Below are 22,031 nucleotides of genomic sequence, written 5' to 3'. Positions count from 1 at the left end.
GAAACAGGGGAGGTGTCCGTCAGCACAAACGGCAGGAAACGCCACCGTCAGCATAAAGACTGGTTCCTGTGACAAAGTCTGAACGCCCGGAGAGGAGGAAAAGAGCAGCCTGTGCGATCTCCTCCGCATCTGCTGTGCGTTTAAGCGCATGAAGATTGGCGATGAAGCTCTCGATCTGAGGGTCATCGCTCATCATTTCTGTTTTTGTCCCGCCCGGCATCAATGCATTGACCCGGATTTTGTCGGCTCCGTGGTCGGCTGCAAGGGATTGGGTCAGACCGACCAGACCGGCTTTGGAGGCAGCGTAGGCTCCCATCCCCGGCATACCGCCATTGGCCTGCCCGACAAAGGAAGAGGTAAAGACAATGGAGCCTCCGCCCTGAACAACGAGGGCCGGGATCTGGGATTTTGCTGCGAAAAAGGCCGCTGTCAGGTTGGTCTCGATAACCTTGCGCCAGTTTTCTGTGCTCATTTGGGCAACAGGGGACAGCTCACCGACTGTTCCGGCATTGTTGAAGGCTCCATCCAGTTTGCCGTATTCCTCCAGAGCCAGGGCTGTCAGGGATTGGTGATAGCGTTCGTCTGTTACATCACCGCCCAGAAAAACGGCCTTGCCGCCCTGACGGGCAAGATCCTGCGTGAGTTCTTTCAGACGATCGGTCCGGCGGGCACCCAGAACAACCTGTGCGCCTTCGCGAATAAAGAGACGGGCCGCAGCAGCGCCGATTCCGCTGCTGGCACCTGTGATGATAATGGTTTTGTTTGCGAGTTCCATGGTGGTCTCCTGTTATGATGGACAGGAGCTTTCTGTCATGAAAGGGCAGCAGGGGAACTCCGTTTCTTGCCCTGTCTACCCGGGCAGCCAGTTCAGGATGGCCCGGGCAATTTCATCGGGGGAGTCTTCCTGCACAAAGTGGACACCACTCACAGTGACTTCTGTCAGATTGGGCCAGCTGCGAACAAAATCACGGGCATATCCAGTCAGGAAAGCACCGGGGTCCGCATTGATGAACAGTTTTGGGATATCATGGGAACCGGACAGGAATTCCGCATAGCTGTTAATGATCGCGACTGTCTCTGCCGGTTCACCTGCAATGGGGAGCTGTCTGGGCCCTGCCAGAGTGGCAAGCCTGTCGCTGCCAGCTTCCCTGAAAGGACGTCTGTACTCCTCGTGCTCCTGGGGTGTGAGTTTGCGAAGAATGGCAGCAGGCAGGAGGGTCTCGATGAAGAAATTCTCTTCCAGTGCGGCTTTGATGCCAGCCTCTGAGCGGAGCATCCTGATCGGTTCGTGTAACTCCAGCGGAAACTCTTCCCAGGTCGGGAAGGAGGTTACAATAGCTTCCATAAAGGCAATGGCTTTGATGCGGTCCCGGTTTTGGTTGGCCCAGTGAAAGCCTACCCCCGATCCCCAGTCATGTAGAACGAGAGTGACATTTTCTGTGACGCCGAGTTCCTCGAGAAGGGCAAAGGTGTATTTGCTGTTTTCAGCCAGTGAATAGCTGTCCTCTGTCGGATTGTCCAGTTTGTCTGAATCTCCCATCCCGATCATGTCAATGGCGATAAGGCGTCCTTTGCCTTCAAGCCGGGGCATGATGTGCCGCCAGAGGAACAGGGATGTCGGATTGCCGTGCAGAAAGACAATCGGGTCGCCCTGTCCTTGCTCGATATAGGCCATGCGCTTTCCATGGACTGTTTTGAATTGTTTCGCTTCTCGGAGGTTTTCAGGTGAAATTGACATGGCATTCTTTCTGGGCTTTTAAAGTATGTGATTTAATTATATAAATTTAGAGAAATGGATTTGTCTATTGATTTTGTGTGATTTGGTCATATAAATAGTGTCATGGTCAATGAAAGCTACAGCAACAACCTTCTCGGTGCTTTTGCAACGGCAGTTGCATCCTCGATTGAGACCCGGGTGTCCAAAGTCGGAAACCTGGGGATTAACGAGGCAGCAACCCTTGTTGCCGTCTCCAATCATCCGGGGGACACAATTGATGTGCTCAGTCGTGTCCTGAACCTGACGCATTCGGGCACAGTCCGGCTGGTCAATCGGCTTGAGAGTGAAGGGTTGATTGAACGGCGAAAGAGTCTGAAGGATGCACGCGCGGTCACGGTTCATGTCACCGCAAAGGGTGCAGAGATTGTTGCTGAGGTTCTGGAAACCAGAGCTGCCGTTGTGGAGAAGGTTTTAAGTAGCCTCTCGCCAGACCAGAAGGAACTCCTGACACCGGTTCTGGAAAAGGCCCTGAGCGCTCTGACGGAGGATATGCCCAGTGCCAGACGTATTTGCCGCCTGTGTCACGAGGGTGTTTGCCGTCCACAGGGCTGTCCTGTTGAAAAGGCTGTTGTGGCGGGCGAGTGATCACTCTGCCTTTGCAAGAGTTCTGGTGCGGGTGTTTTTGACAATGGATCGGGCCAGTTCGCCGAAATTGATGGGTTTGCCAACGCAGTCGTTCATTCCGGCTGCCAGATAATCCTCATGACTTTCACCCATCAGATCGGCCGTCACGGCAATGATGGGGATGTTGTTCTTCGGAGCCGGGAGCCGACGGATCTGGCGAGAGGCGTCCGGCCCTGAAAGCTCGGGCATTCTGACGTCCATCAAAATCAGGTCAAAATCCTTTTCCCGGACAGCCTGAACGGCTTCCAGACCATTTTTGACAAGGGTAAGATTGTGCCCCATGTTCCGGAGGAAGGTTTCAATAATGGTCTGGTTGATGGCGTTGTCTTCTGCCACAAGAATGGAGAGTGGTGACGTGGCTTCCACTTCCTCTTTCCCGTGCAGTATGGTGTCTTCAGGCGCTTCCCCGCTTTCCAGTGCCGGTTTGTAGGGGAAGGTAAACCAGAAGAGACTGCCTTCTCCTTTTGCTGATTCCACACCGATTTCTCCACCCATCAGTTCGACAAGGCGTTTGGATATGGCCAGACCGAGACCTGTGCCCTGGTATTTGCGGCTGATTGATGAGTCGGCCTGCATGTACTCCTTGAAAAGGCGTGTTTGAACCGCGTCCTCGATGCCGATCCCGGTGTCTTGCACCTTGAAGGTGATCAGCGACAGACTTGGGTCATTGTGGCAGTGCAGTGTGATGGCTCCGTGTTCTGTGAACTTGACAGCATTGCCCAAAAGGTTGAGCAGAACCTGCCTAAGGCGGGTCGGGTCGGCGTGGAGTTTCTCTGGAAGGAAGGTTTCCGGGTTAAAGGAAATTGCCAGGTTTTCGAGCTTTTCCGGTGAGCAGGCGCCCTTCGTCTGTTCAATGACCTCTGCGGCGAGCCCGGCTACGTCAAAGTTGAGTTCCTCGAGCTCAAGGCGTTCGGCTTCAAGCTTTGACAGATCCAGAATGTCGTTGATGATCGTCAGCAGGGACTGGGACGAGTTCCTGATCATTTCTGCCTTGTCGCGCGCAGCACGGGTAAGGTCATCCTGAAGGAGCAGTTCAACAAATCCCATGATCCCTGTCATGGGGGTCCGGATTTCATGGCTCATGGAAGCAAAGAACTCTGACTTGGACTTTTCAGCAGCTTCTGCCTTTGTACGAAGATAGGCTTCTTCTCTGGCCTTGTTTGCCAGTTCCTTGGCCTGAACAGCCAGATTTTCATGAGCCTTGCGGGTTTGCAGAAGCTGGTTTTCCAGCGCTTCCTGACTCTCCAGCAAGGCCAGTTCGGCATTCTTCAGCCGTGTTATGTCAATGTGGGTGCCTGACATGCGTTGGGGGCGACCGTCTTCTGTCCACTCGGCGACTTTTCCCCTGCTGAGGATCCAGACCCAGTGCCCGTGGCGGTGCTTCATGCGTATTTCTGTCTCGTAGTGGCTGCTTTCGTCTCTGAAGTGGCGTTCCAGAAGAGCCTTGGATGCAGCAAGATCATCCGGATGGGTGAAGGCCTCCCAGGTTTTGAATGTGGTCGGAGCCAGCTCTGAAAGGCTGTAGCCGATCATTTCTGCCCAGCGTTCGTTGAAGGAAGCTGTGTCCGAGGGAATATCCCATTCCCAGGTGGCGGTCTGTGTGCCCCAGACAATCTCCTCCAGGCGTTTTTTCTCGTGCCGGAGCTGTTCTGTCCGCTCCAGAACACGCTCTTCGAGGATTTCGTTCTGCTTCTGGATCTGTGTGTTCCTGTTGCGCAGGCGCAGGGCCTGAAGAATCAGGAGGGCCAGCAGGAACAGAACAATGCCCAGTGCAATCTCGATATATTCCTGAAGTTGCTTTTCCCTGGCGGAGATATAGACAACCTGCGAGCCGCGCCACCTGTTGAGAATGGTCTCGAAGCGCCCGGAGCTGTGAAGGCGGGCCAGGGCTTCGTTGATGGCCTTGAGGAGTTCCGGATGATCCTTTGTAACAGCGATGTGGGAAACAAGCTTTTCGATCGGGCGTGCGGCGACAGTGATGTTTTTCAGTTGCGAGTGTGCCAGAATGTATTCACCAACCCAGCGATCTGTAATAAGAGCATCAACGGTTCCATCCTGCACCATTTTGAAGCCGAGTTCCCAGCTGCCGACGAAAACCGGTTTGATGGGAGAGTGCCGGTTGAGGATGGAGGCAGGGTAGCCTGCAGGTTCGACAGCGACTTTCAGACCGAACAGATCCTCGACTCTTTTGATATCCTTGCGGTCCGCATGGTGAAAAATAACGAATTCTGAAACCAGAAGTGTATCGGAGAAAAGAAGATATTCTTCCCGCGCCGGATTTCTGTTGAGCTGAAGCAGTCCTGCTGCTTCCCCTGCACGGACGCGTTCCTGCGCCTTTTGCCAGTCATCCAGTTCAAAGACTATGGCTTCGTTTTCAATTTCTTCGGACAGGGCCTCAAAGAGATCTGCAACAATACCCATAGGTTGACCATTGTCCTGAAAGAGCATCGGAGGGATGTTGTTGTTTCCCAGGAAAAGATGAGGCTCATCGTTCGCCTTTGCCTGGAGGGAAGACAGAGCGAGCAGGCCAAGACAGAGAAGATTCAAGGGTGTTTTTATTATGGTCCTGAACAAGAAATTTCTCCTGATGCTCTCTCTAAAATATAAAGACAGACCTTAATATCAGGTGAAAAAGCACACGATAAACTGTGTTTTGCAAATTTTCACATATTCCTTGTTATGTTTTTGTTTTTATTTGATTAGTGTGTGGAAATGTATTGGAGTTTGAACAGTGAACTCTTCTGAAGAAAGAGAGATGAAGCGGTAAAAAGAACGGCTCGTTTGAGGAGATACAGGTTCAGGGCGGGCTTTGAAAACGCTTGTTGTCCGGAGTGTTGGTTCCTGCCGTTCACCGGATGATTTTCTGAGAGCACAGGGACTGGTTCCGGTGGGGTTTGTCATCAGACCATGAAACAACCCTGACCAGAGAAAGGCCGGGCAGCAAGCCATGGGCCCGTTTTCGGAGAATGGAAGCCGGTCGGGAAGGCGGAACGGCTCAAACCTGATCTGTTGGGAAGGTGAAGGCCGAGATGCCGTGGCGGCGCTCATCAACGATCAGGTTTTTGGAAAGCGGGGGTTCGGAGCGTTGTGCGCAGCCCGCTCTCTCGCAGAGGCGGCAGTTGACACCGATAGGGGTCGGGTCGGGCTTTTCCAGATTGTAACTGCGGGCATAGGTCAGGCGATGGGCATGGCGGATATCGCACCCGATTGCAAGGGCCAGCATGGGCTCGTGCTGCTGGTATGACGAAACGGAGCGTTTCACTGTGCGGGCGATGGAAAAGTATTGTGTTCCATCCGGAAGCTCAATGAGCTGGGTAAAGGTGCTGCCCGGTGAAATGAACGTCTTGTGAACATTCCACAGGGGGCAGGTTCCGCCAAACTTTGAAAAGTGAAACTTGCCGGCTGCAAAGCGTTTCGAGACGTTGCCCGAAACATCAATCCTGAGGAAGAAAAAGGGAACGCCACGCGCTGTCGGGCGTTGAAGTGTTGTCAGGCGGTGGGCTGTCTGCTCGATAGAGGTTGTAAAGCGCTGCGCCAGAATGTCGAGATCATAACCCGTTGTTTCAGCCGCTTCCAGAAAGCGTCCATAAGGCATCATCAGAGCCCCGGCATAGTAGTTGGCCAGGGCGATACGCAAAAGGCGCCAGGCTGTATCGGAAGGAGGGCTGGCATTTTCAACCAGTCTGTTGATGTGCTGGCTTTCTGCAGACAGCCCCAGTTGATAGGCTGCCTGGAAGCAGCGGCCGCTTTCGGGCATCATTTCCGAAATCATCAGGCGCTTGCGGTGCAGGTCCATGCGTCGAAGGTCTTCCATCATGACTTCGATCGGCATGATATCAACACGGATGCCATAGCTGCCTTGCAGGTGATTGCTCAGGGTGTGAAAAATCGGGTTGCGCCGCAGGTCCAGTTCTGCTGCGAGTTCTTCGGCGGCTTGATCCAGCGATGGAAAGTGATTGCGCTGGGAGCGCAAATAGTCCCGGACCCAGTTGGTTGGTTCGGTTTCAGGCAGGCCACCGCTTTCATTGGCAACCTGTTCGGCCAGTTTGTTTTCCCCGCTCTTGGCCGTGTAATAGGCATCGTACAGACGCAAAACGGCCTCGGAAATGGTGGGGCAGTGTTCTGAAAGATCGCGCAGTTCCTGCTGCGGGACGGCTGTGTCCCGAAAGAGAGGGTTGGCGAAAACCTCGCGAAGCTCGCTCAGCGACTGGTGTTCCGTGTCAGCGGCCAGCTGACGGATGTCGATGTCATAGCTGGCAGCCAGATTGATGAGAAACTGGGCGGTTGCAGGGCGTTGTCCCCTTTCAAGCAGGTTGAGATAACTGCCTGAAATGCCAAGTTCTTCTGCCATTCGGGCCTGGGTCAGACCGAGTTCCTTCCTGATGCGCTTCAGGCGCGGCCCTATAAAGAGCTTCTTTTCTGTCTGTTCTGCCATTTCTCTCTCCCGGGGACGTGATGGCCTTTGTTGAAGTGTTCCGCGAGCAGGGGTCGATTGTCAAGGCTGTAAAATTTACAAAATTTACAAATTTACAAATTCACATTAACAAGATTTGCGCATCAACATTATAATTATAGATTTATTTTTGAAACTAAATTACCAATAAATTCATCGAAAGACGAAATATCGATAGATATCGCTCATAATGTCAAAATTGGTAAAGAATGAGGAGTATGGAAATGGGGAACACTTTTGAAAGCCTGCTGAGCAATGTTCCTGCTGGCCGTTTTGAAGGGATTGAGCGCAACTATTCTGTGGAGGAAGTCAGGCGCCTGCGGGGTTCTGTCCAGATCCGCCATACTCTTGCCGAGCAAGGAGCGGAAAAACTCTGGAACCTGCTGAAGAGCGAAGACTACATCAATGCCCTTGGCGCCCTGTCCGGCAATCAGGCCATGCAAATGGTGCGTGCCGGTCTGAAGGCCATCTATCTGTCCGGATGGCAGGTTGCTGCCGATGCGAACGTTGCAGGCGCGACCTATCCGGATCAAAGCCTCTATCCTGCGAACTCCGGTCCGGAGCTTGCAAAAAAGATCAATCGCACCCTGCAGCGTGCAGATCAGATCGAACACTCGGAAGGTGGCACAAGCCGCGATTGGTTTGCTCCGATCGTAGCCGATGCGGAAGCCGGATTTGGCGGCCCGCTGAATGCCTTTGAAATCATGAAGGCCTATATTGAAGCCGGTGTGGCGGGTGTTCATTTCGAAGATCAGCTGGCTTCCGAGAAAAAGTGTGGCCACCTGGGCGGCAAGGTCCTGATCCCGACAGCGCAGCATATCCGCAACCTGAACGCGGCCCGTCTGGCGGCAGATGTCTCCGGAACATCCACACTGATCGTGGCCCGTACAGATGCCGAGAGTGCGCGCCTGATCACATCCGATATCGACGAGCGCGATCACGAGTTCATCGAGCCGGACAGCCGCACAAGTGAGGGCTTCTATCGTCTGAAAGCCGGAACCGGTCTGCAGCACTGTATCAAGCGTGGCCTGTCCTTTGCGCCTTATGCTGACCTGCTGTGGTGGGAAACATCCAAGCCAAATCTGGAAGAGGCCCGCGCCTTTGCGGAAGCGGTGAAGAAGGAATACCCGAACAAGATGCTGGCCTATAACTGTTCACCTTCCTTCAACTGGGAAGCGAACCTCGACAAGGACACCATCGCCCGCTATCAGCGTGAGCTTGGGGCAATGGGCTACAAGTTCCAGTTCGTAACACTGGCCGGTTTCCATGCACTGAATCACTCCATGTTCGAACTGGCGAGCGGATACCGCGATCACGGTATGGCGGCCTATTCCAGCCTGCAACAGGCCGAGTTTGCTGCTGAAGCAAGCGGCTACACGGCAACACGTCACCAGCGGGAAGTCGGGACAGGTTATTTTGACGCCGTCAGCGTTGCCATCAGCGGAGGTCAGTCCTCAACAACCGCGATGGGCGAATCAACAGAAACAGCGCAGTTCAAAACTGCAAGTTAGAAAACAGCAGTCAGACAGACTGAGAAAGACAAAGGAGCGAGATGATGTCCCATTCAAAATTCTGGATCGTTGGTGGAGAGTTCACCTCTACGGATTTCTCCCAGGTTGTTGCCGGAACCGAGCAGTTGCAGGGCCCGTTCAACTGTCGTGAGGAAGCCATGACCACATGGCGCAACATTTCCGAGGAACGCCGGGGCGAGTGCAACGTCCGTTACATCATTCTGTCTGAACCTGCGGCAGGATCTGTAGCACAGTGAGTTTGAAGCCTTGATCTCTCTGTGTGTCAGAGTCTTGTTGTCACCACAGCCATTGTGACAACAAGGTCACCCGTCTGACTTGACACCGCATGTGCCACCCTGGGCACATGCGGTTTTTTCTGTGTGCTCAAGCCTTTGTGAATGAATAAAGACAACTGCCGGAGCGTAGAATGGGCAACAGTCAAAAGATCCGGGAGTTTGTATGATGTTCCAGAAACTGGTGCCTGTCACAGGCGTGCTCTTGATGTTGGCAGCCTGTGCGCAAGGGGGGCAGGAAGCGCTGGCGACAGCGGACAGCTTGCCTCCGGCCCTGTCCGAAGCCGGGCAGCAGGGTTATCTCAAATGGTTGTCTGCTGAAGGAGACAAGGCCTTTGCCTATTCCGGGGATGGAAGCTGGGCTGCTGTTTCCGGTCAGGAAAGCAGGAGCAAGGCCCGTGAAAAGGCACTTCAGCTTTGTGAGCGCAACAGCAAAGACGAAGAGGGTTGTGTTCTCTTTGCCGTCAACGGTGTGCTGCAACGCTGATTAAAAGGCATTGCTGTTAGCCACCTAACAGACTGTTCTCCTTCTCCTGCCTATCTTGCTGCTGTTCCTGAACGGGAATGGATAACGAGATTTATGGAGAAGAGACTGATGCGATCTTTCAAGGAAAAGCTCCTGGTGACGGCTCTGGCTGCGGGCATGGGAAGCTCCGTTGTATCAACAGCGCTGGCGGCAGAGGAAATTGATGTTTTTGATTCCTACACCTGTACCAGACTTGTTGCGCTCGACTACGCCTATGTTCCGACCGCTCTCTATTACATTCAGGGCTATCTTGATTCTGCAGGGGATGAGGAAGTCGACTTTGAGGAAGACTTCAGCGCCATCCCCGTTGAGAGGGTCTACAGCTATTGTGTGCAGAACCCCGGGGAAGTCGTTGTGGATGTGATTGGCAAGCACACAGACGGATAAGGTAAAACGTGTTGTGTCATTCCCCCTGCGGACAGGTTTTCGCAGGGGGATTTCAATTTTTCTCCACAGTTTGGTTACAAAAACAGCGCCTTTGTCTGTTTGTGTCATCTTCTGGAAACCGGGATGGATGATGAACGTGACACATTGGCATATGGCTTCCCTGAACTGGCTGGATCAACTGCCGGAGGAGGCCCTGCTTCAGCTCAGGGACAGCGCGGTTGAAATCGGTTTCTTTGATGGCGAACACATTTTTGAACCGACGGCCTCTCCGGAGTTTGTTTATTTGCTGGAAAGAGGGCTGGTACGCATTTACTGCCTGACCGAGAACGGTGAGGAGTTTACTTTTGGCTTTGTCGAGCCGGGAGAAGTCTTCGGAGAACTGCCGGTTGTCAGTGAAGGGTCCCGGGAGAGCTTTGCTGTCGCAGTCGACCTCTGTTCGGTTGTCCGGGTTCCCCGAAAGATCTTTTCCGGGCTGATGAAAGACACAGCGGCCCTCTCGTTCAGGGTTTCCGCCCAGCTTGCCCGGCGTTTCCGGCGATCAGAGATGAGGGCGGTTGATCTTGTTTTCCGCAGTGCAGCCTCGCGTCTGGCTGGTATTCTGCTCCTGCTGGCTGAGGATTTCGGAGAGAGGACCGGGAAGGGGACGGTAATTCAGCTGCGCCTGAAACAAACGGAACTTGCCTCCCTGATCGGGGCGTCCCGTCCGACAGTCAATCTGTCTCTGAACGCATTCAGAAAGCAGGGATTTGTCTCCATTGATGACGGCTACATCACTGTCCGGCAGGCGGAGGCCCTGCAGGCTGTCGCAGCACAGCTGAGGAGCTAGCCGGTTTTTCAGCGTTCCTTGAAGAAGCGTTCGATCACATCCCCGATGGAAGAGGACGACAGGACAGAAGCATCCATCCTGCTCATCGCACCATCATAGATTTCTTCGGGGAGGATATTGCGGCGAAGATTGGCCAGATCTGTCACGAAACCTTTGGTGAATTCCGGGTGGGGCTGCAATGTGAGGGCCCGGTCGCCATATTGAAGTCCGGCAATCCTGCAGAAATCGGAAGAGGCAATAACAGTTGAGCCTTCCGGCTTTTCCAGAACCTGGTCCTGATGGTAGGCCAGAACCGTGATGCTGTCGCTTTTCAGGTGTTCTGTCAGGGGGGAGGGATTGGGCAGGTCGTATTTTGTAGGGCCGACAGACCAGCCGCCCGAGAACTTTTCAACACGTCCTCCAAGAGCCTGTGCCATGATCTGGTGGCCGAAGCAGATGCCAACCATGGGAACGGCAGCAGCATAGGTTTTGCGGATAAAATCCTCCAGCAGCGGAATAAAGGCGTGATCCTCGTAAACGCCATGACGGGAGCCTGTCAGAAGCCAGCCGTCGGCTTCAAGAGGGCTTTCGGGCAGTTCACAGGCCTCGACATTGTAGGACACAAAGGTAAAACCGCGGTTTTCCAGAAACTTTCTGAACAGCCCGTGCGTTTGTCCGTGTGTTGGAACCATTTCGTCAGCGGGTTGTCCGTTCTGCAAGATACCGAGTTTCATTGAAAGCTGCCCTGTGATTTTCCTGTTCAAGTCAATTGGCATTTAAATGTAAGGCCCGTTCAGGCTTTTGCAACGCTTTTTGGAAGCGGAATAAAAGCACAATTGAGCAGGGGATTGTGGTAGCCTTTCTGAAAAGAACAAACGGACATGGGAGCAAGAAAGATGTTCAGGGCGCTGGTCGTTGATCGCAGTGAAGAAGGCGATATCTCGCAAAAAGTCACCGAGCTGGATGACAGTCAACTGCCTGCAGAAGGCGATGTGACTGTTGCCATTGAATACTCGACAGTCAATTACAAGGATGGTCTGTGCCTGACAGGCGGGGGCGGTCTGGTGCGCAATTACCCGCACATTCCGGGGATCGATTTTGCAGGCGTTGTGGAGAGCTCTGACAGCCCCTGTTACAAGCCCGGTGATCGCGTCGTTCTGACAGGATGGCGGGTTGGAGAGGTCTGGTGGGGCGGTTATGCGACAAAGGCAAGGGTCAAGGCCGAATGGCTCGTGCCTCTGCCGGATGGTCTTTCGACGAGACAGGCCATGGCCGTCGGGACTGCGGGCTTTACCGCCATGCTGGCCGTGATGGCTCTTGAGGATCACGGTCTGAGCCCGGAGCAGGGCGAGGTTCTGGTGACAGGGGCGGCAGGCGGTGTCGGTTCCGTTGCGACAGTCATTCTGGGCAAGCTTGGCTATCAGGTTGCCGCTGTGACCGGGCGCCCGGAAACCGAAAGCTATCTTCGCGATCTGGGGGCAAGCCGGATTGTTGCACGGGAAGAATTGAACGAAACAGTCAAGCGTCCGCTGGAAAGCGAAACCTGGGCTGGCTGTGTGGATGCCGTTGGTGGCGCCATGCTGGCCCGTGTGCTGGGGCAGATGAAGTACGGGGCCTCTGTTGCGGCTGTCGGACTGGCCGGTGGCGCGGGGTTGCCGGCCACAGTGGTTCCCTTTCTACTCAGAGGGGTAAACCTGCTGGGCATTGATTCTGTCATGAAGCCCTATGATGCCCGGCAAAGGGCATGGGAGCGGGTTGTAACAGACCTTCCGCTCGACAGGCTGGAGGCCATGGTGCAGGAGGTCGGGCTTGCAGAACTGCCCCGTTTGGGGAGTGATATTCTCAAAGGTGCTGTAAAGGGACGCATTGTTGTTGATGTGAAAGCCTGATCATTTCTGCCTGTTTTTGGAGAGATCGCTTTTCTGACTTTTTTACTCGGAAAAGCGATCTCTTCTTGATTCTGGTGCAAAGAAGCGTAGAACAGGCACCAGAGAGAAAAGAAGCTGCCTGAAGACTTGCCACGGAAAAGTCGCCTCCAGAAGGCTGGGCAGAGGTCAAGAGAGAGACACCATGAGCAACAGTGTGAATGGACCCGGAGATTCCGGTCCGGAGGACGGCCTGTCCCCGGATGCAACGCATCCTGCAGCCAGCAACCCTTACGATGTTCCTCATCAGAGCCCGGGCCAGTGTGACAAGGCAGAGAGCGGACAGGCACAGCAGAGCTTTTCCCCGACGAGCTTCAACCCCGATGAAGAGCGCGCCATTCGCGAGAAGGCTGCCGCCGGAACACACATCAAGACCCGCAAGGCCCGTGATGAGGATGTTGCCCCTGCGTCCCTTGGCAACAGTCACGTTGTTCCCACTGTCGATGAAGCTGTCGAGCTTTTTTCCTACCGCAAATACTGGGCGCACCGCTTCGGGACTGCGCCTTTCCTGCCGACCTCCCGCGAGGAAATGGATCTGCTGGGATGGGACAGCTGCGATATCATTATTGTGACAGGTGATGCCTATGTGGATCACCCGAGCTTTGGCATGGCGGTTATTGGCCGTACACTGGAAGCTCAGGGTTTTCGTGTCGGTATCCTGGCGCAACCGGACTGGCAGTCGGCAGAGCCTTTCCGCGAACTGGGCAAGCCGAACCTTTTCTTCGGTGTAACGGCTGGCAACATGGATTCCATGATCAACCGCTATACGGCTGATCGTAAAATTCGCCGCAATGACAGCTACACTCCGAATGATGAAGGGGGCAAACGGCCGGATCGTTCCGTTATTGTCTATTCTCAGCGCTGTCGGGAGGCTTTCAAGGATGTCCCGGTTGTGATCGGTGGCATTGAGGCGTCCCTGCGTCGTATCGCCCAGTATGACTACTGGTCGGACAAGATCCGCCGCTCTGTCATTCTGGACTCAAAAGCCGATATCCTGCTTTACGGAAATGCCGAGCGTGCCATTGTGGAAGTGGCGCATCGCTGCGCTGCCGGTGAAGCGCCGAAGGATATGAAGAATATCCGTGGAACTGTTTTTGTCGAAAACACCATTCCCGAAGGCTGGGGCGAAATTGATCTGACCTCTATCGACATGGACGAGGACATTCCGGATGCCAAGGCTGCGCGTTTGAAAATGCGCGATCTGGACAAGGCGAAAACCGTCATCCGCCTGCCGTCCTATGACGATGTCATTCAGGACCCGGCGCTCTATGCGCAAGCCTCCCGTGTTTTGCATCTGGAGAGCAATCCGGGCAATGCACGTGCCATGGTCCAGGCGCACGGCGAGCGCCAGATCTGGATGAACCCGCCGCCCATTCCGCTGACAACGCCGGAAATGGACGGGGTCTTTGATCTTTATTATTCCCGCGCGCCGCACCCGAACTATGGCGAGGCGAAGATTGCGGCCTGGGACATGATCCGTTTTTCGATCAATATCATGCGGGGCTGTTTTGGGGGCTGTACCTTCTGTTCCATTACCGAGCACGAAGGGCGCGTGATTCAGAGCCGTTCTCATGAATCGATCCTCAAGGAGATTGAGGACATCAAGACCAAGGTCAAGGGCTTTACAGGTGTGATTTCGGATCTGGGCGGTCCGACGGCAAACATGTACCGACAGGCCTGCAAGGACGACAATATCCAGAAGGTCTGCCGCCGTCTGTCCTGTGTCTATCCGGAGGTCTGCAAGAACCTTGACGTTTCACACGAGAGCCTGATCGAACTCTATCGCAAGGCCCGTGCCGTGCCGGGAATCAAGAAGATCAATATTGCGTCCGGTCTGCGCTATGACACGGCTGTCAAGAGCCCGACCTACGTCAAGGAACTGGTGACACACCACGTTGGCGGCTATTTGAAAATCGCACCGGAACACACCGAGGATCGACCGCTTTCCAAGATGATGAAGCCGGGGATCGGAACCTATGACAAGTTCAAGTCCATGTTCCAGTCCGCTGCCAAAAAGGCAGGCAAGGAACTTTATCTGATCCCCTACTTCATTGCCGCTCACCCCGGGACAGAGGTCGAGGACATGATGAACCTCGCCATGTGGCTGAAACGCAATGGTTTCCGTGCGGATCAGGTTCAGACCTTCCTGCCGTCGCCCATGTCGCTTTCCACGGCGATGTATTACAGCGAGCGCAACCCGCTCCGTCCTGTCCGCCGGAATTCCGGCGAGGTCGTGCGCACGGCCAAGGGGCTGAGAGAGCGTCGTCTGCACAAGGCTTTCCTGCGCTATCATGATCCGGAAAACTGGCCATTGATCCGCGAAACCCTTCGCAAGATGGGGCGCTCTGATCTGATCGGTCCGGCAAAGCATCATCTCGTGCCTTCCTATCAGCCCGTCGGAACCGGAAAATCCGGTGGAGAAGGCGCACGGGCCGGGCAGAAAAAGGGAACGCAAACCTTCCTGACCACTCATGCCGGCAAGGGACGTCGTGACCTGCAGGCCGCCCGCAAGAACAGAGGGGCGGACAAGCCCGGAGGACAGCGCAAGAAAGCCGGGAAGAAAACCGGCAGCAAAGCCAAAAAAGGCTGGTCGCCCATTTGAACAGAAAAAAGGCCGGAGCTTGCTCCGGCTTTTTTTGTGATAGTCTTGGGGAGTGGAGCGAAACCGGTCAGTCTCTGGGGGAATGTGATGATTTTCGGGAACCAGTCAGCCTCGCCTTACCTTGATAAAAACGGACAGCGCCTGAAGGATGTTCTGGCTGCCATACAGATCATGGCAGAATACAGCCGCTACAGTGCCAGCCTGCAACGCTGGATATTTCTGATCACAGGAACGGCCGAGGCTGATCAGACGTCCGCTGATCTGTCTTATTGGGGCAATGTTTTCAATGAGCACTCGGAGTTTTTCCGAACGGATCAGAACGGGAAAATCGCCCTGATCCACAGGCGGGTCCTCGGGTTTTATGATATCGACAGCGAAAGGGACGTGTCGCTGGATGAGCGCGGGAACATGAGTGAGGCCGACCGCAAACGGACATCCCGGCGACGCCTGACACCGGAGCAGTTAACATCATTGATGACGACAGCCATTCACCTGCACGCCGCTGCACTTCAGGCTCAGCAGGCCCGGAAGTGGTGGGTTGCGCCTTCCCTGGGAGTGGTCGGTATCGTCCTTGGTGCTTTCGTGACAGCCTGGCTCAAGGGAGAGGGCGCTGGTTGAGGTTTAGTCTTTCATCAACGGGATGGCGTGGCTGTTCTTGATGCAGTCCATCAGCAGGTAGGAGTGCATGCCTGCAATGTAGCTGGTCTGGAACTGGTGATTGATCAGGTGGCTGAACTCTTTCATGGTGTAGCAGCTGATCATAACCAGAAAATCGTATTCTCCTGTGATGGAATAGCCTTGCCGGACGATGTCGATCCGGCGGAGCAGGGCGATCAGTCTGTTGCGGGCGTCCGGTTCTGACTTGTTGAACTGGATCATCACCACGGCGGAAACGTCCATGCCGAGTTTGTCGGCATTCAGTTTGATGCTGTAGCGTTCAATCAACCCGCTTTCTTCCAGTCGCTTTACCCTGCGAAAACACTGGGCCGAAGACAGATTGACCCGTTCTGCCAGTTCCAGACGGGGGATGCGGCTGTTTTCCTGCAAGGCGTTCAGGATGAGCAGGTCCTGTTTGTCGACACTGACTTTGTGCATGGTTTCGATCATCTGGAGTTTGATTGTGAAAGAATGATTTCATTTAAGCAGAAAGAACTTGTGATGTCGATCAGACACTCGCACGCTTTTTCCCTAAGCTGAAAGGCAACTTTATGAAAAAACAGGTGAGGCCTTTTGATGACTGCCCTTGATCTCTCTTTCGTGCGCCAGCATTTTCCTGCCTTTGAGGAGGCGGAAAAAACCGGTCGGATCTATTTTGAAAATGCTGGTGGCTCGTACGTTTGCGCACCTGTCATGGAGCGCTGGAACAGCTTTTGCCGGGAGTGCAAGGGGCAGCCGGCCTATCCCAATGCGGCATCCCGTCAGGCCAGTGTCATGATGGAAGAAGCCTACAGCTCCATGGCGCGCTGGCTGAATGTTCCGGCAGATGAAATCTATCTGGGGCCTTCGACATCGCAAAACAGCTATGTTCTGGCTCATGCGACAGAGGACTGGTTGCAGGCCGGGGACGAGATCATTGTGACCAATCAGGATCATGAAGGCAATTCCGGGGTTTGGCGCAAGCTGGAAAAACGGGGGATTGTGGTTCGGGAATGGACGGTTGATCCCGTCACAGGTCGGCTTAATCCGGTTGATCTGCCTGGATTGATGACAGAAAAAACCAGGCTGCTGACCTTCCCGCATGTCTCCAACATTCTGGGGGAGATCAACCCTGTGCGTGAAATCTGTGATCTGGCCCGCTCCAGGGGGGTGCGGACAATCACAGATGGTGTTGCCTTCGCCGGACATGGCCTGCCCGATGTGCAGGAGCTGGGCTGTGATATCTACCTTTTCTCCCTTTACAAGGTTTTCGGTCCGCATCTGGGCCTGATGGTGATCCGCAGGGACATGGCTGAAAAGCTGTCCAGTCAGGGACACTATTTCAATGCCGATGTGCGGGACAAGCGTTTGATGCCGGCTGGTCCCGATCATGCGCAGGTTGCTGCGGTCAAGGGCATGAGCGACTACTTCGATGCGCTTTATGATCATCATTTCGGGGAGGGGACGCAGGTTTCGGATCGGGAAAGGGCTGCTGCTGTCAGGAAACTGCTGAGTGAGACAGAGGCTGCTCTGATGGAGGAGCTTCTGGGCTATCTTTCTGCTTGTCCCGCCTTGCAGGTTGTTGGTCCAGACAGCCATGAGGGCAGGGCGCCGACCATTTCTGTTGTCCCGACGAACGGAATGACGCCTGTGGAGATCAATGCGAAGCTGGGTGAGCGCGGGTTGCTCTGCGGGTCAGGGCACTTTTATTCCCTGAGGCTTGTCGAGGCTCTGGGGCACAATGGAACAACCGGTGTGTTGCGGTTCTCTCTGGCGCATTACACCTCGCGGGAAGATATCCGCAAACTGATTGCTGCGCTTGATGAGGTTCTTGGCTGACAAGAGGGCAGGAGCAACAGCAGAAAGGCCGGAGATCTCTCCGGCCTTTTGCCTGTCAGTTGCTGTAAACGACAACCCTGTTTCGTCCTGTTTCCTTGGCCTGATACAGGCGCTGGTCGGCGCGCTCCAGCAGGGGGGGAAGAAACTCCTTTTCCCGGAGGCTGGCAATCCCTGCACTGATCGAGCAATGAATTGTCTCGCCTCCCCCGATGGGGATAGGGCTGTCCTGAAAGTTTTTCCGGATCCGCTCCAGCAGGTTTTTGCTTTCCTCCTCGCCGGTTTCCGTAATGAGGAAAACAAATTCCTCACCGCCATAACGACCAAAGAAATCGGACTCCCGTTTTTCATCAATGCAAAGGTTGGCCAGGAACTGAATGACCCTGTCGCCAACAGGGTGTCCATAGGTGTCATTGACGTGCTTGAAGTGGTCAATGTCCAGAATGGCCAGGCTGAGTTTGCGCTTGTAGCGGTGGGCCCGCTTGATTTCGCCTTCTGCGATTTCACACCATGCGCGTCTGGTCATGGCGCCTGTGAGGGCATCTGAAGAGGCGATTTGTCTGAGTTCCAGCTCGTCAACGACAATCCGTGCAAAGGATTTCATGATTTCCACCTCGTGAGGCTGGAAGTCGCGGGGCTTGATGTCAATCCCGCACAGACTGCCGATGTTGTAGCCTTCCGGTGTCTGTAGCGGAATGCCTAGATAGGAACGAATGTGCGGGTCTTCCGTAACCAGGGGATTGTTCATGAACAGAGGATCTTCCTCTGCATTGTTGACGATAAAGGGATCCGTCTGCTGGATCGCGTGAGTGCAAAATGAAATGTCGCGTCCTGTTTCGCAAACGCCCAGACCACGCCGGGCCTTGAACCACTGGCGGTGTTCATCCACGAGCGATACGGCGCACATGGGCACCTGCAAGGTTTGCTGTACAAGATTTACAACATTTTCAAAGGGTTGTTCTTCGGGGGTATCCAACACATCATAACGGTGTAGTGCTGAAAGCCGTCCTGCTTCATCATTCAGCTTCGTGTGCGTTGTCATTGTTCATTTCCCAAGGTGACAATCGTTTTTGTGAGCTCCTTTTTGTAGGAAGAAAACGCACTATCAAGGATCTCGAGAATTTCCTGCTCGCTTTTTCCGGCAACCAGCAGGGCCTTTGCCAGCGAGAGAAGATTGTCCTGATGCTGTTCTATGCTTCTTCTCAGGGCAACTGGCGTTCTTAAGTCATTCAGAGAGGCTGTGGTCTTTTGAACAAGTTCATTGGCTCTTTCCGGCATGAATTCGCCTCTTTCTCATCGTTTATATGAGAAAAAATTAAATCATGCGGTGTTTAAGAACAGGTTAATACTCAATTACTGATAGAATTTTATCTGTTGGATGTTCTATATATTCTCGTGATTGAGGCTGATCCATTCTGCGAATATTCGCTTGTAGGGTGCAATACTATCGTGTTCCGGTCCGACAACATAAAAAGCGTAACCTGTTGAGACTTCATGTGGAAGAGGCCGGACAAGCATTCTGCGATTGACCAGTTGCCGGGATGTCACGCTCCAGCCCATTGCAATGCCTTCACCCGCCAGACAGGCCTGAAGGACGAGCTGGTAGTCGTTCATGAAGACACTCTCCGGCAGGCGGGGGCCGGAATATCCCAGTTCCTCAAGCCAGCCCTGCCAGTTCAGGCGCTTTCGATAGGGTTCCTTGTTGTGCAGGATGCTGTGGGAGGACAGATCATCCAGTGTGGTGAGCGCCGGTGCATCCTGAAGATAGGCCGGGCTGCAGATCGGATAGAGGATTTCATCAACGAGATACCAGACATTCGGGCGATCCCAGGCACAGGGGCCGCGCAGAATGGCAAAATCGACGTCGTGCCCCGGCTCCATATCGCGATCACTGGTCAGCAGTCGCACCTGGACATCGGGGTTCTGGCGGTGAAAGGCCGTTACAAGGGGAAGAAGCCACTGTGCTGCAACAGATGTGGACGCTGCAACCGTGATGATGCGTTTCTTCTTCTCGCTGAGTTTGACGAGGCGGGCTTCTATCAGGTTCAGGGCAGGAGCCAGATCGTTGTAGAGTTCCTCGCCTTCTGTTGTCAGGGAAACACCTCTGTTCCCGCGATGAAAAAGCTTTGTGTCCAGATGTTTCTCGAGTCCGCGTATGGAATGGCTGATGCTGGGTTGTGTGACATTCATTTCCTGTGCAGCAGCCTGAAAACTCAAGGTGCGGGCTGCGGCTTCAAAGACGAGGAGACTGTTTGCCGAAGGAAGGAGCGAGCGAAGTTTTGACATAGAAAAAATTTATATCAGATTGAATTTTTTGCGTCTACAAAAAGACCTGAAAATAAGGGACTGTGCCCGGTATGAAGATACAGTCCGTACAGATGGAACCAACAGATTCCGGCTGGTATGCTGCTTTGGGCAAACAGCCGGCGGCGAAACCTTTGAAAACAGACATCGCTTGCGATTATCTGGTCGTCGGAGGTGGCTGGATGGGGATTCATTGCGCGCGTCGTCTGGCGGAGCTGGCTCCACAGGCTTCTGTCGTGCTGATTGATGCTGGACGGATCGGCAACAATGCTGCCGGGCGTTGCGCAGGATTTGCGATCGATCTGGCTCACAATCCGCGCAACCCGCACTTTGCCGAGGATCTCAGGGGCAATGCGGAGGAACTCCATGTGAATTCCGAAGGTATTGACTATATCCGCTCTGCAGTGGAAGGCGCTGGAGTGGACTGTGACTGGGATGAAGGCGGGAAGTATCATTCTGCTGCAACAAAACGCGGCAGGCAGTGTCTGGATGAAATGGCCCGGGCGCTGGATGTTATCGGCAAGGAATACCGTTGGCTGGAGCGTGACGAAATCTGTCAGCTGACAGGGTCCGAGCATTACTTTTCTGCTCTTCACACGCCCGGGACCATTTTGCTGCAGCCTGCAAAATATCTGGTGAACCTGATGAAGGCCCTGCCGGAGAACGTGCAGGTCTATGAAAAAACGCCACTCGTTGATGTTGAGTACGGGCGAGGGGAGCAGTTTTGTCAGACACCCCAAGGAACAATCAGAACTTCGCAGCTGTTGCTGTGCAACGCGGCCTATCTGACAAAATGCGGATTTTTCCCGAACACGGCGATCCCTGTCTACACCTATGCCTCCATGACGAGACCCCTGACGGAGGAGGAGATGCAGCAGGCCGGATTGCACCGGCCCTATGGTGTCATTCCGGCCGAGAGCTTCGGGACGACGATGCGCTTTACTCATGACAGGCGTCTGTTCCTGAGAAATGTCTATTCCTATGCCCGCGGGTTCCGTTCGACCCGCAGTGATGTTGAGGCAGCGCACAGCAAGCATGTTATCGCCTTTGAACGCCGTTATCCGCAACTGGCACAAATCGGCTATGAACACAGCTGGGGCGGATTGCTGGTTATGGCCCACAATGGTGGTATGGTTTTTGGCCAGTTGGCTGATGGTGTCTACGGGGCCGCTTTCTGCAATGGAACCGGTGTTGCGCGGGGAACCGCCTTTGGCAAGGCGCTGGCCGAGATGGCACTGGGGCAGCAAAGCCGCTCCATCGATATTCTGAAAGGCAGACCAAAACCGGACAGGGGATATCCTGCCTTTCTGACCGAGATGGGTGTCAGGGCCACGACACGGTACCGTTTCTGGCGCGCCGGTCTGGAAACCTGAGGAAATCAGGCGATGAACAAGAGACAAACGAGAGACAAGCAAGAGGAAAGAAAAGATGGCTGATCTGGCTGGTATCAATCTGGCGATGCAAACGCCGTTTCACGAGGACAGCTCAATCAACTATGCCCGCTGGGAAGAGCTGATTGACATTTATATTGATGCCGGTGTGCACGGGCTGGTTTTCGGATCCGGTACAGGGCAGCACCCCTATCTGTCGGAAGAGGAAAGCAACAGGCTTTACGAACTGGGGCTGAAGCGGGTGAACGGGCGCTGCAAGGTGATTTGCCAGAGCTCTGCTCTCAACATGGAAGAAATCGTGCGCCGCTCCCGTCATTCCGAAGATCACGGCGCTGATGCGCTGATGATCCTTCCGCCCTATCTGGAAGGTCCGGATGATGACGATGGCCTTTTTGAGTTCTACAGGGAGATTGATGCGGCGATCAGCACTGACATCGTCGGGTATAACATTCCCCAGGCCACGGGACTGTCCGTGTCTCCTGCCCTGCTGGACCGTCTGGGAGATCTGCCGAACTTCAATTACATCAAGGATTCAAGCGGGGATATGACCATTCACCAGGTTTACCTGCGCAACAAAAAGGTACGCCTGCTGAACGGTGCGGATACCACGGCTGTTTTCTCTTTCATGGCCGGGGCCTACGGTTCGATCTGGGGCGGGGCAAACTACATGCCGCACGAGTGTGTGAAGCTCTGGGATCTTGTGCAGGCGGGTGATCATGCCGGGGCTCTTGAGCTCTGGAAAAAGATGGAGCCTTCCCTGAGCTGGATCTGGAGGCACAACTATTTCTCTGCCGTCAAATCTGCAGTCCGTGTGCGCGGATATGAAGGTGGTTCGGTGCGAAAGCCGCAACGGCCACTTTCCGAGCAGGAGGAAAGGGAATTCTTTGAAACGCTCGCCTGTCTGGATGCCTAGGACGGACAGGGTTTGAAGGAACAAAACCGGAAACGGGAAAGCCCCTGC

21 protein-coding genes are annotated in these 22,031 nt (G+C 54.3%); 12 read left to right on the top strand and 9 right to left on the bottom strand.

Annotated elements, in window-relative coordinates:
• Positions 1-19: 19 nt before the first annotated feature.
• Together AAAH10_RS08380 and AAAH10_RS08375 are read right to left on the bottom strand one after the other, a co-directional pair.
• The gene (locus tag AAAH10_RS08380; RefSeq protein WP_343562457.1) at positions 20-775 is read right to left on the bottom strand and encodes an SDR family oxidoreductase; all 756 of its coding nucleotides are present in this window, start codon (positions 773-775) and stop codon (positions 20-22) included.
• A 75-nt stretch (positions 776-850) separates the two neighbouring features.
• The gene (locus tag AAAH10_RS08375; RefSeq protein ID WP_343562455.1) at positions 851-1,738 is read right to left on the bottom strand and encodes a haloalkane dehalogenase; all 888 of its coding nucleotides are present in this window, start codon (positions 1,736-1,738) and stop codon (positions 851-853) included.
• Positions 1,739-1,840: 102 nt separating this feature from the next.
• On the opposite strand from AAAH10_RS08375, the gene AAAH10_RS08370 reads away from it, so the two are divergent.
• On the top strand, positions 1,841-2,362 hold the full coding sequence (locus AAAH10_RS08370) for a MarR family winged helix-turn-helix transcriptional regulator (RefSeq protein WP_343562453.1): 522 nt from the start codon (positions 1,841-1,843) through the stop codon (positions 2,360-2,362).
• Here AAAH10_RS08370 and AAAH10_RS08365 read toward each other — a convergent pair whose 3' ends face one another.
• Positions 2,363-4,948, bottom strand: coding sequence for an ATP-binding protein (locus AAAH10_RS08365; RefSeq protein WP_343562451.1), 2,586 nt, complete (start codon positions 4,946-4,948; stop codon positions 2,363-2,365).
• Positions 4,949-5,396: 448 nt separating this feature from the next.
• On the bottom strand, positions 5,397-6,836 hold the full coding sequence (locus AAAH10_RS08360) for a helix-turn-helix domain-containing protein (protein ID WP_343562449.1): 1,440 nt from the start codon (positions 6,834-6,836) through the stop codon (positions 5,397-5,399).
• A gap of 242 nt (positions 6,837-7,078) precedes the next feature.
• On the opposite strand from AAAH10_RS08360, the gene aceA reads away from it, so the two are divergent.
• The 5 genes from aceA (at position 7,079) to AAAH10_RS08335 (ending at position 10,397) form a co-directional block, all read left to right on the top strand.
• Positions 7,079-8,365 carry an isocitrate lyase gene (gene aceA / locus AAAH10_RS08355; protein WP_442490267.1) on the top strand — a complete coding sequence of 429 codons (1,287 nt, stop codon included), beginning with the start codon at positions 7,079-7,081 and terminating at the stop codon, positions 8,363-8,365.
• A gap of 44 nt (positions 8,366-8,409) precedes the next feature.
• On the top strand, positions 8,410-8,622 hold the full coding sequence (locus tag AAAH10_RS08350) for a DUF4170 domain-containing protein (protein WP_343562445.1): 213 nt from the start codon (positions 8,410-8,412) through the stop codon (positions 8,620-8,622).
• A gap of 202 nt (positions 8,623-8,824) precedes the next feature.
• Complete coding sequence (locus tag AAAH10_RS08345; protein ID WP_343562444.1) at positions 8,825-9,145, top strand: hypothetical protein; 321 nt, start codon at positions 8,825-8,827, stop codon at positions 9,143-9,145.
• Positions 9,146-9,253: 108 nt separating this feature from the next.
• Positions 9,254-9,571 carry an HdeA/HdeB family chaperone gene (locus AAAH10_RS08340; RefSeq protein ID WP_343562442.1) on the top strand — a complete coding sequence of 106 codons (318 nt, stop codon included), beginning with the start codon at positions 9,254-9,256 and terminating at the stop codon, positions 9,569-9,571.
• Between the two features lie 130 nt (positions 9,572-9,701).
• Positions 9,702-10,397, top strand: coding sequence for a Crp/Fnr family transcriptional regulator (locus tag AAAH10_RS08335; protein WP_343562440.1), 696 nt, complete (start codon positions 9,702-9,704; stop codon positions 10,395-10,397).
• Positions 10,398-10,405: 8 nt separating this feature from the next.
• On the opposite strand, the gene AAAH10_RS08330 is transcribed toward AAAH10_RS08335, so the two are convergent.
• Positions 10,406-11,110 (bottom strand): type 1 glutamine amidotransferase, encoded by a 705-nt coding sequence (locus AAAH10_RS08330; protein ID WP_343562438.1) that lies wholly within the window; start codon positions 11,108-11,110, stop codon positions 10,406-10,408.
• Positions 11,111-11,272: 162 nt separating this feature from the next.
• Between AAAH10_RS08330 and AAAH10_RS08325 the strand changes: the two genes are divergently transcribed.
• From AAAH10_RS08325 to AAAH10_RS08315, 3 genes are all read left to right on the top strand, one after another.
• Complete coding sequence (locus tag AAAH10_RS08325) at positions 11,273-12,265, top strand: MDR family oxidoreductase (RefSeq protein WP_343562492.1); 993 nt, start codon at positions 11,273-11,275, stop codon at positions 12,263-12,265.
• 181 nt (positions 12,266-12,446) lie between these two features.
• The gene (locus AAAH10_RS08320) at positions 12,447-14,903 is read left to right on the top strand and encodes a YgiQ family radical SAM protein (protein ID WP_343562437.1); all 2,457 of its coding nucleotides are present in this window, start codon (positions 12,447-12,449) and stop codon (positions 14,901-14,903) included.
• A gap of 87 nt (positions 14,904-14,990) precedes the next feature.
• Positions 14,991-15,521 (top strand): hypothetical protein, encoded by a 531-nt coding sequence (locus tag AAAH10_RS08315; protein ID WP_343562436.1) that lies wholly within the window; start codon positions 14,991-14,993, stop codon positions 15,519-15,521.
• Between the two features lie 3 nt (positions 15,522-15,524).
• Here the strand turns inward: AAAH10_RS08315 and AAAH10_RS08310 are convergent, their stop codons facing one another.
• Positions 15,525-15,998 (bottom strand): Lrp/AsnC family transcriptional regulator, encoded by a 474-nt coding sequence (locus AAAH10_RS08310; protein WP_343562434.1) that lies wholly within the window; start codon positions 15,996-15,998, stop codon positions 15,525-15,527.
• Positions 15,999-16,136: 138 nt separating this feature from the next.
• Here AAAH10_RS08310 and AAAH10_RS08305 point away from each other — a divergent pair, with 138 nt between their 5' ends.
• The gene (locus tag AAAH10_RS08305) at positions 16,137-17,378 is read left to right on the top strand and encodes an aminotransferase class V-fold PLP-dependent enzyme (protein ID WP_343562432.1); all 1,242 of its coding nucleotides are present in this window, start codon (positions 16,137-16,139) and stop codon (positions 17,376-17,378) included.
• A 55-nt stretch (positions 17,379-17,433) separates the two neighbouring features.
• Here AAAH10_RS08305 and AAAH10_RS08300 read toward each other — a convergent pair whose 3' ends face one another.
• The 3 genes from AAAH10_RS08300 to AAAH10_RS08290 all read right to left on the bottom strand — a co-directional run bounded on the left by AAAH10_RS08300 (position 17,434) and on the right by AAAH10_RS08290 (position 19,661).
• Positions 17,434-18,417, bottom strand: coding sequence for a sensor domain-containing diguanylate cyclase (locus tag AAAH10_RS08300; RefSeq protein WP_343562430.1), 984 nt, complete (start codon positions 18,415-18,417; stop codon positions 17,434-17,436).
• Entirely contained in the window at positions 18,414-18,653 is a 240-nt protein-coding gene (locus AAAH10_RS08295) for a hypothetical protein (RefSeq protein ID WP_343562428.1), read from the bottom strand. The genes AAAH10_RS08300 and AAAH10_RS08295 overlap by 4 nt, the downstream gene beginning before the upstream one ends.
• Before the next feature lie 105 nt (positions 18,654-18,758).
• On the bottom strand, positions 18,759-19,661 hold the full coding sequence (locus AAAH10_RS08290) for a LysR substrate-binding domain-containing protein (RefSeq protein WP_343562426.1): 903 nt from the start codon (positions 19,659-19,661) through the stop codon (positions 18,759-18,761).
• 71 nt (positions 19,662-19,732) lie between these two features.
• On the opposite strand from AAAH10_RS08290, the gene AAAH10_RS08285 reads away from it, so the two are divergent.
• Both AAAH10_RS08285 and AAAH10_RS08280 read left to right on the top strand, forming a co-directional pair.
• Positions 19,733-21,052 (top strand): NAD(P)/FAD-dependent oxidoreductase, encoded by a 1,320-nt coding sequence (locus tag AAAH10_RS08285; RefSeq protein WP_343562424.1) that lies wholly within the window; start codon positions 19,733-19,735, stop codon positions 21,050-21,052.
• A gap of 55 nt (positions 21,053-21,107) precedes the next feature.
• Positions 21,108-21,983, top strand: coding sequence for a dihydrodipicolinate synthase family protein (locus AAAH10_RS08280; RefSeq protein ID WP_343562422.1), 876 nt, complete (start codon positions 21,108-21,110; stop codon positions 21,981-21,983).
• Positions 21,984-22,031 lie beyond the last annotated feature (48 nt).

Origin of the sequence: Carbonatibacter coralli (genome assembly GCF_039592655.1) — a bacterium.
GTDB lineage: Bacteria > Pseudomonadota > Alphaproteobacteria > Kiloniellales > Kiloniellaceae > Carbonatibacter > Carbonatibacter coralli.
This window is presented reverse-complemented; position numbering and strand designations above follow the sequence as displayed.

Coding starts and splice junctions, on each gene's coding strand:
- AAAH10_RS08380 (WP_343562457.1), bottom strand. CDS start 775: ATGGAACTCGCAAACAAAACCATTATCATCACAGGTGCCAGCAGCGGA.
- AAAH10_RS08375 (WP_343562455.1), bottom strand. CDS start 1,738: ATGTCAATTTCACCTGAAAACCTCCGAGAAGCGAAACAATTCAAAACA.
- AAAH10_RS08370 (WP_343562453.1), top strand. CDS start 1,841: ATGGTCAATGAAAGCTACAGCAACAACCTTCTCGGTGCTTTTGCAACG.
- AAAH10_RS08360 (WP_343562449.1), bottom strand. CDS start 6,836: ATGGCAGAACAGACAGAAAAGAAGCTCTTTATAGGGCCGCGCCTGAAG.
- aceA (WP_442490267.1), top strand. CDS start 7,079: ATGGGGAACACTTTTGAAAGCCTGCTGAGCAATGTTCCTGCTGGCCGT.
- AAAH10_RS08350 (WP_343562445.1), top strand. CDS start 8,410: ATGTCCCATTCAAAATTCTGGATCGTTGGTGGAGAGTTCACCTCTACG.
- AAAH10_RS08345 (WP_343562444.1), top strand. CDS start 8,825: ATGATGTTCCAGAAACTGGTGCCTGTCACAGGCGTGCTCTTGATGTTG.
- AAAH10_RS08340 (WP_343562442.1), top strand. CDS start 9,254: ATGCGATCTTTCAAGGAAAAGCTCCTGGTGACGGCTCTGGCTGCGGGC.
- AAAH10_RS08335 (WP_343562440.1), top strand. CDS start 9,702: ATGAACGTGACACATTGGCATATGGCTTCCCTGAACTGGCTGGATCAA.
- AAAH10_RS08330 (WP_343562438.1), bottom strand. CDS start 11,110: ATGAAACTCGGTATCTTGCAGAACGGACAACCCGCTGACGAAATGGTT.
- AAAH10_RS08325 (WP_343562492.1), top strand. CDS start 11,273: ATGTTCAGGGCGCTGGTCGTTGATCGCAGTGAAGAAGGCGATATCTCG.
- AAAH10_RS08320 (WP_343562437.1), top strand. CDS start 12,447: ATGAGCAACAGTGTGAATGGACCCGGAGATTCCGGTCCGGAGGACGGC.
- AAAH10_RS08315 (WP_343562436.1), top strand. CDS start 14,991: ATGATTTTCGGGAACCAGTCAGCCTCGCCTTACCTTGATAAAAACGGA.
- AAAH10_RS08310 (WP_343562434.1), bottom strand. CDS start 15,998: ATGCACAAAGTCAGTGTCGACAAACAGGACCTGCTCATCCTGAACGCC.
- AAAH10_RS08305 (WP_343562432.1), top strand. CDS start 16,137: ATGACTGCCCTTGATCTCTCTTTCGTGCGCCAGCATTTTCCTGCCTTT.
- AAAH10_RS08300 (WP_343562430.1), bottom strand. CDS start 18,417: ATGACAACGCACACGAAGCTGAATGATGAAGCAGGACGGCTTTCAGCA.
- AAAH10_RS08295 (WP_343562428.1), bottom strand. CDS start 18,653: ATGCCGGAAAGAGCCAATGAACTTGTTCAAAAGACCACAGCCTCTCTG.
- AAAH10_RS08290 (WP_343562426.1), bottom strand. CDS start 19,661: ATGTCAAAACTTCGCTCGCTCCTTCCTTCGGCAAACAGTCTCCTCGTC.
- AAAH10_RS08285 (WP_343562424.1), top strand. CDS start 19,733: ATGAAGATACAGTCCGTACAGATGGAACCAACAGATTCCGGCTGGTAT.
- AAAH10_RS08280 (WP_343562422.1), top strand. CDS start 21,108: ATGGCTGATCTGGCTGGTATCAATCTGGCGATGCAAACGCCGTTTCAC.